General features: G+C 49.0%; 12 protein-coding genes. All 12 read right to left on the bottom strand.

Annotated elements, in window-relative coordinates:
- Positions 1–24: 24 nt before the first annotated feature.
- The 12 genes from pgi to prfA all read right to left on the bottom strand — a co-directional run bounded on the left by pgi (position 25) and on the right by prfA (position 13,952).
- On the bottom strand, positions 25–1,674 hold the full coding sequence (gene pgi / locus EDC45_RS03475; RefSeq protein ID WP_133543494.1) for a glucose-6-phosphate isomerase: 1,650 nt from the start codon (positions 1,672–1,674) through the stop codon (positions 25–27).
- 106 nt (positions 1,675–1,780) lie between these two features.
- The gene (gene alr, locus EDC45_RS03470; RefSeq protein WP_133543492.1) at positions 1,781–2,857 is read right to left on the bottom strand and encodes an alanine racemase; all 1,077 of its coding nucleotides are present in this window, start codon (positions 2,855–2,857) and stop codon (positions 1,781–1,783) included.
- 47 nt (positions 2,858–2,904) lie between these two features.
- Entirely contained in the window at positions 2,905–4,308 is a 1,404-nt protein-coding gene (locus tag EDC45_RS03465) for a replicative DNA helicase (RefSeq protein ID WP_133543490.1), read from the bottom strand.
- 362 nt (positions 4,309–4,670) lie between these two features.
- On the bottom strand, positions 4,671–5,765 hold the full coding sequence (gene aroG, locus EDC45_RS03460) for a 3-deoxy-7-phosphoheptulonate synthase AroG (RefSeq protein WP_133543488.1): 1,095 nt from the start codon (positions 5,763–5,765) through the stop codon (positions 4,671–4,673).
- A gap of 188 nt (positions 5,766–5,953) precedes the next feature.
- Entirely contained in the window at positions 5,954–7,195 is a 1,242-nt protein-coding gene (lolE, locus tag EDC45_RS03455) for a lipoprotein-releasing ABC transporter permease subunit LolE (protein ID WP_133543486.1), read from the bottom strand.
- A complete protein-coding gene (lolD, locus tag EDC45_RS03450) occupies positions 7,192–7,878 on the bottom strand; it encodes a lipoprotein-releasing ABC transporter ATP-binding protein LolD (RefSeq protein ID WP_133543914.1) in 687 nt (228 codons plus the stop codon). The genes lolE and lolD overlap by 4 nt, the downstream gene beginning before the upstream one ends.
- A 28-nt stretch (positions 7,879–7,906) precedes the next feature.
- On the bottom strand, positions 7,907–9,103 hold the full coding sequence (locus EDC45_RS03445; RefSeq protein ID WP_133543484.1) for a lipoprotein-releasing ABC transporter permease subunit: 1,197 nt from the start codon (positions 9,101–9,103) through the stop codon (positions 7,907–7,909).
- Positions 9,104–9,204: 101 nt separating this feature from the next.
- Positions 9,205–10,146: a 2-hydroxyacid dehydrogenase gene (locus EDC45_RS03440; RefSeq protein ID WP_133543482.1), complete on the bottom strand. Its 942-nt coding sequence runs from the start codon at positions 10,144–10,146 to the stop codon at positions 9,205–9,207.
- Positions 10,147–10,199: 53 nt separating this feature from the next.
- On the bottom strand, positions 10,200–11,054 hold the full coding sequence (kdsA, locus tag EDC45_RS03435) for a 3-deoxy-8-phosphooctulonate synthase (protein WP_133543480.1): 855 nt from the start codon (positions 11,052–11,054) through the stop codon (positions 10,200–10,202).
- A 14-nt stretch (positions 11,055–11,068) separates the two neighbouring features.
- On the bottom strand, positions 11,069–11,863 hold the full coding sequence (locus tag EDC45_RS03430; protein WP_133543478.1) for a SirB1 family protein: 795 nt from the start codon (positions 11,861–11,863) through the stop codon (positions 11,069–11,071).
- Complete coding sequence (gene prmC, locus EDC45_RS03425; protein ID WP_133543476.1) at positions 11,860–12,801, bottom strand: peptide chain release factor N(5)-glutamine methyltransferase; 942 nt, start codon at positions 12,799–12,801, stop codon at positions 11,860–11,862. The genes EDC45_RS03430 and prmC overlap by 4 nt, the downstream gene beginning before the upstream one ends.
- A 68-nt stretch (positions 12,802–12,869) precedes the next feature.
- The gene (gene prfA / locus EDC45_RS03420) at positions 12,870–13,952 is read right to left on the bottom strand and encodes a peptide chain release factor 1 (RefSeq protein WP_166635100.1); all 1,083 of its coding nucleotides are present in this window, start codon (positions 13,950–13,952) and stop codon (positions 12,870–12,872) included.
- Positions 13,953–13,954: the final 2 nt, after the last annotated feature.

The raw sequence follows: 13,954 nt of genomic DNA, 5'->3' as shown, positions 1-13,954 counted from the left end.
CTCGCCGAACTCTGCCATGGCGGCTTAGCGCCAAACTTTAAACTGATTAATCAAGCCGTTGGTCGAACTGTCGTGAGCGCTGATCGGGCTATTGTCCGCCAGTTCCGGCAGAATGCGGTTGGCAAGTTGTTTACCCAGTTCAACCCCCCATTGATCAAAGCTGAAAATATTAAACAGCACGCCCTGTACAAAGATTTTATGCTCGTACATGGCGATTAACGCGCCTAAGCTGAAAGGGGTGATCTTCTGCAATAAAATGGAATTGGTCGGTTTATTGCCCTGAAAAACTTTAAAGGGCACGATATCCTTAACTTCATCTAAGGATTTGCCCGCTTTCAGAAATTCCGCTTCCACTTCTTCCTTAGTTTTACCAAAGGCCAACGCCTCGGTCTGCGCAAAGAAATTAGATAACAGTTTATTATGATGATCACCCAGAGGATTATGGGTCTGCGCCGGCGCAATAAAATCACAAGGGATCAGGGTGGTTCCCTGGTGAATCAGCTGATAAAAGGCGTGCTGACCGTTAGTACCGGGTTCGCCCCAAATAATCGGCCCGGTCTGATAATTATCGATAACCTTGCCGTCGCGTCCCACATATTTACCGTTTGACTCCATATTGCCCTGTTGGAAATAGGCGGCAAAGCGGTGCAAATACTGGTCATAAGGTAAAATGGCTTCCGTCTGCGCACCGAGGAAGTTGGTATTCCACAGCCCCACTAATGCCAGGGTAACCGGAATATTTTGCTCGAGGGGCGTATGGCGGAAATGTTTATCCATTTCATGGGCGCCGCTTAATAATGCCTCAAAGTTTTCAAAACCTATGGATAAAGCGATGGACAAGCCTATTGCCGACCACAGGGAATAACGTCCGCCGACCCAATCCCAAAAACCGAACATATTATCCGTATCTATGCCGAATTTCGCCACTTCCGTTCCATTGGTGGATAAGGCGGCAAAATGTTTGGCAATATGTTTTTCCTCTTTCGCCGCCGCCAGGAACCATTCCCGCGCGGAATTGGCATTGGTCATGGTTTCCTGAGTAGTAAAGGTTTTCGAAGCCACCAGCACCAAAGTGGTTTCCGGATTAACTTTTTTCAAAGTTTCGGCAATATGGGTACCGTCCACATTGGAAACAAAGTGCATGGTTAAATGATTTTTATAAGGGCGTAACGCTTCGGTTACCATATAAGGGCCTAAATCGGAACCGCCGATGCCGATATTGATAACATCGGTAATGGCTTTGCCGCTATATCCCTTCCATTCGCCGGAAATCACACGCTGACAGAAGGATTTCATCTTCGCCAATACTTCGTTCACCTGCGGCATAACATCCTTACCGTCCACCAGTACCGGCGTATTGGCACGGTTACGTAAAGCGGTATGCAGCACCGCGCGATTTTCCGTACGGTTAATTTTCTGACCGCTGAACATGGCTTCAATGGCCTGCGGTAATGCGCATTCTTCGGCTAACTGACGCAGCAGCCCAAGGGTTTCCCGGTCGATATTATTTTTTGAGTAATCCACTAAAATCTCATTATTAAAGGTTAATGAGTAATCGGCAAAGCGATTTTTTTCCCGGGCAAAAAGATCCTGAATCCGCAGCGAACTCATCTTCCCTTTATGCTGTTCCAGTGCTTTCCATGCGTTGGTTGTGGTCGGATTGATATTTTGCATAATGATTTTCCCTCTGTTGAGATTTGAATTTAAACCGATTCGGCTACGGACCCTTGCTACCATAGCCTATTTCCCCATGCGGCAATAGATGATTATTATTATGGTTTTAATCTATATATTCTATTAATACCCGCGGGGTTAATTTTGTCATTAGCTCATAACTGAGCAACCCTGTGATTTTAGCCACCTCTTCAATCGGCAATTCTTTGCCCCATAGAATCACTTCATCGCCCACTTGTTCCCGACAATCGGCGCCCAGATCAACGGTAACCATATCCATGGATACCCGTCCGACGATAGGTACGCGGCGGCCGTTAATCCACACCGGGGTTCCGTTCGGAATATTACGCGGATAACCGTCGCCGTAGCCGATGGCGACCACCCCGATCTTCGTATCCTTATCGCTCACCCAGATACCGCCGTAGCCTACCGGCTCCCCTTTTTTATGAGAGCGAACCGCAATCAGCGAAGAGGTTAAGGTCATCACCGGGGTAAAGCCGTAAATATCGCTGGGGGTATCCGTTGGCGATACGCCGAACATAATAATGCCCGGTCGGATCCATTCAAAATGAGATTGCGGCCAGAATAGAATACCGCCCGAAGCGGCAATACTGCGCTCGCCCTTTTTACCTGCGGTAGCTTGCAGAAAGCGTTCGTTCTGGATCAGGGTATAGTCGGAATCGATTTCATCCGCCCGGCTGAAATGACTGATAAAGCCAATCTCCTTGTCCACCGTAGCACAGGCTTGCAACTGCGTATAAAACTCATCGGTTTGTTCCAGACTAACCCCCAAACGGTGCATTCCGGTATCGATTTTCAGCCATACCCTAATCGGATTCGGCAGCACCGATTGCTGCAAGGCTTCCAGTTGCTGGCGATTATGTACCACGGTCTGAATATTATTTACCGCAATAACCGGCAGATCCTCGGCGGAGAAAAATCCTTCCAGCAACACTATGGGTTTGATAATACCGCTCGAACGCAGGATCAAGGCCTCTTCCAGCCGCGCCACGCCGAATGCGTCCACATCGTTTTCTAAGGCTTTGGAAACGAATTTCAGCCCGTGTCCGTAGGCATTAGCTTTTACCACGGCGATAATTTTACTGTGCGGTGCTTTCTGTTTAATTTTTTGAATATTATGCTTCAGTGCAAGCGAACTGATTTTTACTGTTGCTGCTTTCATATGGACTCTTTCTCGATATTCTTCTTATTAGGGTTAGTATTTTTATATTAGTATTCTTCGTCAAACTGATAATTACCGGCGTAATTGTCGAAGCGGGAATATTGTCCCTGGAAGGTCAGGCGCACCCGTCCGATAGGCCCGTTACGCTGCTTACCGATAATAATTTCCGCCACATTATGGTTTTCTTCCGTGGTTTCGTGATAAACCTCATCGCGATAAATAAACATAATCAGGTCCGCATCCTGCTCGATGGAACCGGATTCACGCAAATCCGAGTTCACCGGGCGTTTATCGGTACGGTTTTCCAATGTACGGTTCAGCTGAGACAATGCCACCACCGGCACTTCCAGCTCCTTCGCCAGCGCTTTCAGCGAGCGGGAAATTTCTGCGATCTCCAGGGTACGGTTATCAAACCCCGGCGCCCGCATTAATTGCAGATAGTCCACCATAATCAGGCTTAAACCGCCGTGTTCGCGATAGACCCGGCGAGCGCGCGAACGCAGTTCCGTCGGGGTTAGCCCGGCAGAATCGTCAATATACATATTCGGCTTATTGCTCAGCATTCCCATGGTACTGGAAATACGCGCCCATTCGTCATCACCGTCAATCTGCCCGGTGCGGATTTTGGTTTGATCCACGCGCGAAAGCGATGCCAGAGAACGCATCATAATCTGATCCGCCGGCATTTCCAGACTGAAAATCAAAACCGGTTTCTCACTGGACAGCGCCGCATTCTCGCACAAATTCATTGCAAAGGTGGTTTTCCCCATGGAAGGACGCGCCGCTACAATAATTAAATCCGAAGGTTGCAAGCCGGCGGTTTTCTTATCCAAATCCTTAAAGCCGGTGGTAACTCCGGTAATCCCGCCGTGATTGCCCATTTTAGATAAAAATTCGATTTTATCGATGGTTCGGTTCAGCACATCAATTACGTTTTTCGGCCCCTCGTTTTCCGCACTGCGCTTCTCCGCAATTTTAAACACCTCGCGTTCCGCTTGGTCTAAAATCTCTTTTACATCGCGCCCTTTCGGGGTATAGGCGATTTGTGCGATATTATTCCCCACCCCGATCAACTCGCGTAAAATCGCTTTCTCCCGCACAATTTCCGCATAGGCGATAATATTGGCAGCACTCGGCGTATTCTTCGACAGTTCCGCCAAATAGGCGAATCCGCCCACTTCCTCGGCGATGCCCTTGCTTCTTAAGGACTGATCCAGAGTAATTAAATCGATAGGATTATTTTTGCGTGCCAAGGCCTCCATTTCCTGAAAAATATAACGGTGCGCCGCCGTATAGAAATCATCGGCAATCACATGCTCCACCACATTTTCCCAATGGGCGTTATTTAGCATAATACCGCCCAAAACGGCCTGTTCTGCTTCAATGGAATGAGGAGGAATATTAATCTGCGCAGTTTGTGCGTCCTGCGTTCGGGAGGGTTGTTTCGCCATAAAAGAAATCTGTCTCGCTTAACTGAAAAACCGCTATATGATATACCAAATCCGTTGCGGTTTTAAGGGAAAAAATAGCTCCCCCTTTCGTAGGCGAGCAACACAGAAAATAAAATTATTAATAATAGGGACAATATCTTGCTTTACAGCGCAACGGAAAATTCCCTCGCATAACAAGGCACTGCACTTTGCCCGGCAACACTAGGTTGGAATTTTATTCGTACCGCAAGAGAACGGCAAGCTATATCCGAATATAAATAGAGTTGGAAGAAATAAATGGGGAAAAGACAAAAGAAACAGATAAAAGTAACCGCACTTTATAACAGCTGATAGCGCATTCTAAAGTGCGGTAGAAATTTATATTATTTTTTGGCGGCAAGAACCCGGCGGCGGGCGTTAACCGCATCGGCCAGCTGTTGCAGCATAAGTTCGGTATCTTCCCAGCCGATGCAGGCATCGGTGATGCTCTGGCCGTAGGTTAAAGGTTGGCCGGGGATCAAATCTTGGCGTCCTTCCACCAAATGGCTTTCCGCCATAATGCCGAAGATTTGTTCGGAACCTGCGGCAATCTGACGACAGACGTCGTCGCAGACATTCATTTGTTTCTTAAACTGTTTGCTGCTGTTGGCATGGCTGAAATCCACCATGACATGGGGAATACGTCCGCTTTTGCGAATGCTTTCGCATACTTCGGCGACATCTTCAGCACTGTAATTCGGGCCTTTATCACCGCCGCGCAGGATAATATGGCAGTCTTCATTTCCTTTGGTGGATACGATGGCGGAATGGCCGAACTTGGTAACCGAAAGAAAATGATGGGAGGCTTCCGCCGCGCCGATAGCATCTAGGGCGATTTTAACCCCGCCGTTGGTGCCGTTTTTAAAGCCCACCGCACAAGACAGACCGGAAGCCAGCTCGCGATGCACCTGGGACTCGGTGGTACGCGCACCTATGGCGCCCCAGCTCATAAAATCCGCGACATATTGCGGTGTGATCATATCCAAGAATTCGCCGGCGGTCGGCAGCCCCATATTATTAATATCCGATAACAGCTTACGGGCGATACGTAATCCCTCGTTCAGGGCATAGGTATCATTTAAATAAGGATCGTTGATCAGCCCTTTCCAACCCACGGTAGTACGAGGTTTTTCAAAATACACGCGCATAATGATTTCCAGGCTGTCTTGGTATTTTTCCCGCATGGCGACCATGCGCTGCGCATATTCCAGTGCGGCTTTGGTGTCGTGAATGGAGCAAGGGCCGATAATCACTAATAGGCGGTCGTCTTCGGCGTGAATAATATCATGAGCTCGTTGACGTGCATTTTTAACGGTTTGTACCGCAACTTCGCCGGCCGGGTATTTTTCCAGCAGGGCGACCGGCGGCAGTACCTGTTCAATCTTGGCTATTCGGGTATCGTCATTTTCAATATGAATTTCGTTTTTGTATTTTGCCATAATCAACTCTCTGTATTTTTGTTTTATTTATTGTCATAGCGCTTTCGGTTAGGGGAGAAAATCCCTGTTGCGCTCGGTTTGTCGGCGCTATATTTGCCGCAAACCGACAAAATTCCGATAAAGTGCGGTTAATTTAGCACTATTTTTTGTACTAGTAAACTAGTTCAAGAGGACTCAAGATAAATTTCTTAATGATTGCTCAAAACTTGTGCAGGCTGTAGTTTCGCCGCGCGATGCGCCGGATATATACTTGCCGCCAGGCTTAGGGTTAAGGCCGCGACCAAAACCAACAGTAGATCCTGCCCTTGCAGTTCGCTGGGCAGAAAATCAACAAAATAAATACCGTCGGATAACAGTTTTCTACCCAATAGGGATTCGATGGCACCAATAATTGCGGTCAGATTCAGAGCGACAATCACACCAAGCAGGATTCCGAGCAAGCAGCCTTTCATACCCGCCAACAAACCGTACCAAATAAAGATACGTTTAATAAAGCTGTTATTCGCCCCCAGGGTACGCATAATGGCGATATCGCCCTGTTTATCCTTAACCGCCATAATCAGGGTGGAAACAATATTAAAACAGGCAACGCCGATAACCAGTACCATGGCGATATACATAACGGTGCGGATCAACTGAATATCACGGTACATATAGCCGAATTTGTCAATCCAGTTTTCAACCCTCAGTAGCTGCGGATAATCCGCCAGGGCGGAATAATCCATTTGCTGTACCTGAAAAGGATCCGCCGTTTTAATTTCAATTCCGCTGACCTGAGAATCTGCATAGCCCAAAAACTGCTGCGCTTGAGCCAGCGGCATTAGTGCATAGCTGTGATCGAGCTGCCCGTCCAAACGTAACACCGCACTCACTCGGATTCGTTCGCGCTGTTGCTGTAAACGCCCTTCTTCACCGCTTGGCGCGGAGATCAACAGCGTTATCCAGTCCCCCGCCTTGACCTTTAGCTCCTGGGCAATGCCGTATCCCAGTACCAGCCCGCCTTCTTGGGCGAAGCGTTGCCAGCCATTATCCAACACAAAATTTCCTAGGGCGCTAACCTTATCCATAGCGCCCGCCTCAACTCCTTTTACCTGAACTACTTTCAGTTTGGCACCGTTTTCCGCCAGTGCGGTAAAGCTCACATAGGGGGAAACGCCCGTTACCTGCGGATTTTTCTCTACCAGATTGGCTAAATTCCTCCATTGAGAAATGGAATTCTCCTGATAGGCGCCAATTTCCACATGAGGCACAATAGCTAAAATCCTTTTGTGCAGTTCACGCTCAAACCCGTTCATCGCACTTAAGCCGATAATCAGTACCGCAACACCCAAAGCAATGCCGAGGGTTGAAAAAAAAGCGATAAGCGATACCAGCTGATTACGCTGTCTGGCGCGCTGATAACGCCAGCCGATAAAAAACGGAGTATTCATTGTGCGGCCTCATGCAAAACACCGTCGCGCATGACCAAACAACGACCCAGCTTGTGCGCCAGGGCCTGATCATGGGTTACCAGTAAAAAAGCAATCTGTTGCTCTCGGTTCAGTTGCTGAATCAGTTCGAAAATACTTTCCGTGGTTTTATGATCCAGATTACCGGTCGGCTCGTCGGCAAGTACCAATGCAGGTCGGTTTACCAATGCGCGGGCAATGGCCACACGCTGGCGTTCTCCGCCCGATAAGGCCGAAGGTTTATGACTGATACGATGTGCCAGCCCCACCGCTTGCAACATTTTTTCCGCTCGATCCTTAGCTTCCGTTCTATTGCATCGACCAATCAGCATCGGCATCATGACATTTTCCAACGCACTGAAATCCGCCATCAGATGATGAAACTGATAAACAAAGCCCAGGTACTTATTGCGTAATTTCGCCAATGCGTCGGCGCCGATATGCTGCAGCGATTGCCCTTGAAGCAAAACTTCGCCGCTACTCGGCTGATCCAACCCGCCCAAACTATGCAGCAAGGTGCTTTTGCCGGAACCGGAGCTGCCCACAATCGCCACCATTTCACCGCTGTTCACGGAAAAGCTGACATTCTTCAGCACCTGCGTGCGCTGCTCACCTTCCTGGTAAAACTTGGTAAGATTGCGGCAATTAAGTAATATTTCGTCCATATTTCTGTTACTCATCGATTAATAGCGGTTATTCATAGCGCAGTGCTTGCGCCGGCTCTATTTTTGCCGCACGATAGGCGGGATAAAGGGTAGATAGCAGGGATAACAACAAAGAAAAAGCGGCGATAATCATAATTTGCCCCATGTCCGGACGGCTGGGTAAAAATACGCCATGCGGATTAATCAGGGCGATAATGGCGTCCAGATTCAGACTGATAACAATCCCCAGCAAGGTACCGAGCAAGGTACCGCAGACACCGACCAAACAGCCCTGCAGAATAAAAATACGCCGTACCTGGGTTTTATCCAACCCCTGGGTTTGTAAAATGGCGATTTCGCCCTGCTTATCCACCACCATCAGGCTTAAGGAAGTAATAATATTGGACACCGCCACCACAATAATCAGCCCTACCAGCAGCCCCATCATATTTTTTTCCATGCGTACCGCCTGAAAAAACTCGCCTTTTTGGCTGCGCCAGTCATTCAGTCGCCATTCCTGCGGACTAAAAAAAGCGGGTAACTCGGTAATCCGGAAGGGATCCTGTAAGAACAGGCGATAGCCCTGAATACGTTCGGGAGAAATGCGCATTAAACGGCCGATATCCGCCAAATTGGCAAAAGCCTCATAGCCGGAAAGTTCGTAATTTCCGCCCTGATAAATAGCGCTAACGCTAAACAGGCGCTGCACCGGCACTCTGCCGAAGGGAGTGTATTGGCTGTTTTCGGTAACCATCAAGCGTAGCTTATCGCCAATCCCCAGCTGTAGATTCTGCGCCAGCCCTTCACCGATCACCAATTTAAATTCGCCCTCCGGTAACAGCTGTTCAAAGGGCTGTGCGGCGACGGAACGCAGTAAATTGTCATCGCTAAAATCTCGTACCCCGATCACCTGCCCGGCGCTTAAACCTTTCTCGGTCTGAAAAATCACATTGGCGATATTTACCGCCACCGCTTTATGCACAAACCCCGGCATTTGCGGTATTTGCCCCGCCAAGGGCAAAGTTTCGCCCTCTTTCGGCGTTAATACCGCCTGCGGAATATCGGCCAGCACCTGCTGTTTTTGCTGCTGTTCCAGTCCGTTCATTACGGACAACACGATAATCAGCGCCATTACGCCCAGTACGATGCCGCCGCTGGCCAAATTGCTTACCAACCGTCCGAAACGATCCGCACTTTTGGCCCGCCAGTAGCGCAGTGCAATATAAAGAGAAATCGGAAAATTCATGATATTCAAACCGTAACAAAAGCGGTGTTCGCCGCATAAAAAACGGCGGGATTTTCGTCCCGCCGGTACAATCAGTCCATTGACGATTAAGGAATTATACGTTATTTTCCCGTCGCTACAAACTCTTCTAAATTTAACCGCACTTTTTCCGTTAGGGTTTTCAGTGCGCTTTCCGAAGCCCAGGCAATATGCGGGGTAATAATCAAATTCGGTAATTCGGGTGCCGCATTCATTAGCGCATGATCCTGTGGAGGCGGTTCCTGGGTTAGCACGTCCAGAGCCGCGCCGCCTAAATGCCCGCTTCGCAGCGCCTCCAACAAGGCATCTTCATCAATTAGCGGCCCGCGACCGGTATTAATCAGTAAAGCGCCGGGCTTAAGCAGCGCCAGGGTTTCCCGATTAATCAGATGACGGGTATCTTCCGTCAGCGGACAATGCAGACTGATAATATCGGCGCGAGACAACACCTGTTCAAAAGGGGTATAACCCGGGCGGCAATCGGTAGCCGTACGATGTTCCGCATATAATACCTGCATACCCAATGCCTGTGCCAACCGTCCCACTTCCTGCCCGATACAGCCCTTGCCGATAATTCCCAGGGTAGAACCCCGAACATCGCGCAACGGATGATCAAAATAGCAGAATTGTTTGCAATTTTGCCAGCGCCCGCGTAACGCATCCGTATGCCAGGCGGTCAGGCTGTGCTTCAGGGCAAAAATAAACCCTATTACATGCTCAGGTACGGTAACGGCGGAATATCCCGCTACGTTTTTGACCCGAATGCCCAGTTCTTCGGCGGCCACCAAATCGATGTTATTGGTTCCCGTCGCCGTCAGCGCAATTAATTTCAGCTTCGGCAGCTGCTGCATAATTTCACGGCTGAAAACGACTTTACTGGTAATAATAATGTCCGCCTCCCGGGCCCGTTCCAGGGTTTGTTCCGGCAAAGTATATTCATATTCCCGCCATTGGTGTGCAAAATCCGGGCGTGGAATCGGACTGTTTTCGGGCAAGGCCGAGCGATCGAGAAAAACAATTTGCATATATCCTCCGTTGCAATATAAAAAAGGCGGTCAAAAACAACCGCACTTTCAAATTATTTTGATGTATCCAACTCAGGGAAACTTTTAACTAAATCGTCAATCCCTTTCATTTGCATAACAAAGCCTTCCAGCGCCGCCAGCGGTAAAGCGGAAGGGCCGTCGCATTTGGCATTGTCCGGCTGCGGATGCGCCTCTAGGAATAAACCGGCGATCCCTACCGCCATACCGGCGCGGGCAAGTTCGGTAACCTGTTCGCGACGACCGCCGGAAGCCGCACCGAAAGGATCGCGGCATTGCAGTGAATGAGTAACGTCGAAAATCACCGGGCTGCCTTTAGATACTTTTTTCATCACGCCGAAACCGAGCATATCCACCACTAGGTTGTCATAACCGAAATTGGTACCGCGATCGCATAGGATCACTTTTTCGTTACCGCATTCTGCAATTTTTTCGACGATATTCCCCATTTGACCCGGGCTTAAAAACTGCGGTTTTTTTACATTAATTACCGCACCGGTACGCGCCATCGCTTCCACTAAATCCGTTTGACGGGCCAAAAAAGCCGGCAATTGGATCACATCCACAACCTCCGCCACCGGTTTACACTGGTAAATTTCATGTACGTCGGTAATCAGCTTAACCCCGAAAGTTTGTTTCAACTCCTGAAAAATTTTCAGCCCCGCGTCCATACCCGGCCCGCGGTAGGAATGAATGGAGGAACGGTTGGCTTTATCAAAGGAGGCTTTAAATACATAGGGTACGCCCGCTTTTTCGGTAACCCGTACATAATGTTCGCACACCCGCATGGCCATATCACGGCTTTCAAGTACATTCATGCCGCCGAACAGGACAAAGGGTTTATGATTCGCCACTTCAATATTGCCGATAGGCACAATTTTATTTTGCATAGGTCATTCCTCGTTTAATGAATATCGTAAAATTCCTGCTTCAATTCCGCCATTTGCGCAGTGAGTAAAAAAGCGGTGGGATCCTGCGGACAATGTTCGATAAAATATTGTAGGTCTTCCGCCGCCGCATGGTAACAGCCCATTTGCGCCAATACCAGCCCCCTATCTCTGATTTCAAAGGGATCTTGCGGCGAAAGCAGCAACAAACGTTCGATATATTTGTAGGCAGCATCGTTTTTCTCTTCTCGAATCAGAGCATTTTTAGCCAGCTGACGAAAACGTTCCGCCAAGGGTTCGATTTCGACCCGATCCAGTTCTTGCATACTTAATTCGGCACCGAAGCCGTAAGCGCCCTGATAGAGTTTGCGCAGATAATCAAGGCTGATATAACGACCGTTCCAAGGATCGATAAAGGCCACTTCATTTTCCACTTCGGCGCGTAAAATCAGCTGAGTGGGGAAATTGACCGGATAAACGGGCAAAGACAGGCTTTCCGCCAGATAAAGGACAATAGCGCCCAAGCTGGCCGGCATTCCCTGACGGCGCTTCAGAATATGGTTTAGATACAGGTTCTCCGATTCGAAATAATGGGCCGAATCGCAATAAAATCCCCAATCGCCGTACATCAGTTGCAGCAATTGATGAATTTGAGCCTTAGGCTCGCTAATATGAGCCAGCGCTTTGCGTGCCTTACGCACCAGAACGCCCATTTTAGCGCGGATTTGCTTTAAACTTTCGACTTCCGCTTCTCCCGTAATCAGGTAGAAGTTTTCCATTTCCAGATATAAGGCTTTTTGATAATACTTCATTTTTTCTTCCGGCAACCCATTGTAACCCTGTCATTGTCGCCGTAATCCCGTACGGTTGCAACTTGTTCCCATGAATTTTGTAAAAAAATCCGCCGCACTTTTTCGCCCTGAAGCCAACCGTGTTCAAGCAGCAGCCAACCTTCTTGTTTTAGGTAGTCGGGCGCGCTTTGGATAATATGGCGCAAATCCCCATAGCCTTGTTCCGGTGCAACCAGAGCCGATAAAGGTTCGAAACGAAGGTCGCCCCGGTGCAGATGGCTGTCTGCGGGAGCGATATAAGGCGGGTTGGCGACAATCATATCAAAGCGATAATCAATATCGGCAAACCAATCGCTGTGCTTAAAGCTTACCCAGTCCAAACCGTTACGCCGCCCGTTACGCTGCGCCAGTGCTACCGCTTCAGGCACAAAGTCCGCGCCCCATACCTTTAAACTGACGCCCTGCCGTTCCGCCGGCGCTTGTAGTTCCGCCGCCAAGGCTAAGGCGATGGCTCCGCTGCCGGTACCGAGATCGAGCAATGCAAATTCCGCTCCGCAAGACAGGCCGCCAATAGCGGATTTAGCCAGAGATAACGCCTGTTCCACCAGAATCTCCGTATCCGGTCGCGGAATCAGAGTTGCCGGAGAAACTTCAAGGGATAAAGACCAGAACTCCGTTTCGCCTAGAATATAAGCCATAGGCTCCCCGCGACTGCGGCGTGCCAGCAAGGCTTCCAAGCGAGCCAGTTGTTCCCGTTCGAGCGGCGTTTCCGCAAAGGCCAGTAAGGCGGATTTTGTCCGTCCGCTCACATATTGCAACAACAATATGGCGTCGCCTTTCGGATTAAGAAAAGGATCCTGCGCCAAACCCCGAGCTAATATTTCAGTAGCTCGGTTCAACCATTCACCATAGCTGAGCCCATGGTTCAAAGTGCTGGAATAAGAGTTCTCGGCTGACATAAATACTAAAAGATAAATCGGCTATCGCCCGGTAAAAACCGAGCGATCGGTAATAAATGACAGGAAGCCTAATTCTGTTCCGACAATGCGGCCAACTGATCGGCCTGATACTCGGTAATAATCGGCTGAATCAGTTCATCGATTTTACCGTTCATAATTTCGTCCAAACGATAAAGCGTAAGATTAATACGGTGATCGGTTACTCGTCCCTGCGGATAATTATAGGTGCGAATTTTATCCGAACGATCGCCGGAGCCCAACAGGTTACGTCTTGTATCCGCCTGTTCCGCCGCTTGTCTTTCCTGTTCCGCTTGAACAATGCGCGAAGCAAGCACCGACATGGCTTTGGCTTTATTTTTATGCTGAGAACGTTCGTCCTGACATTCCACCACGATACCGGTCGGAATATGGGTGATACGCACCGCAGAATCCGTAGTATTAACGTGCTGGCCGCCGGCGCCGGAAGAGCGGTAGGTATCAATGCGTAAATCCGACGGGTTGATTTCCGGCAGTTCGCTTTCCGGCAATTCCGGCATCACCGCCACGGTACAGGCGGAAGTATGGATTCTGCCCTGAGATTCGGTTTTAGGTACGCGCTGAACGCGATGCCCGCCCGATTCGAATTTCAACTGTCCGTAAACGGCGTCTCCGCTGATTTTTACAATAATTTCTTTATAGCCGCCCTGCTCGCTTTCATTGGCGCTCAGCGTTTCCACCCGCCAGCGTTTGCTTTCCGCATAACGGCTGTACATACGGAATAAATCGCCGGCGAAAATACCCGCTTCGTCTCCGCCGGTTCCCGCTCTGATTTCCAGATAGCAGTTATATTCGTCATTCGGATCCTTAGGTAACAGTAAGATCTGTAACTGTTGTTCGTTTTGTTCGATTTCCGCCCGACATTCTTCAATTTCCGTCTGCGCCATTTCCTTCATATCGGGATCGTCCAGCAATAATTCGGCCTCTTGCATATTGTTGTGCAATTGCTTCCAGCGGGAGAAGCATTTAACCACCTCTTCCAACTGGGCGTATTCTTTCGAATAGGCACGGAATTTTTCCTGATCGCTGATTACCGAAGCCTCGCCCAACAAGGCTTCCAATTCTTCATAACGTTCGTTTAGACTCTCTAATTTATTAATAATACTGGGTTTCATCA

The sequence above is a fragment of the Mesocricetibacter intestinalis genome (assembly GCF_004363295.1).
GTDB classification, from domain to species: Bacteria; Pseudomonadota; Gammaproteobacteria; order Enterobacterales; family Pasteurellaceae; genus Mesocricetibacter; species Mesocricetibacter intestinalis.
Note: the sequence above shows the minus strand (reverse complement) of the source record. Positions and strands in the feature narration are given on the sequence as shown.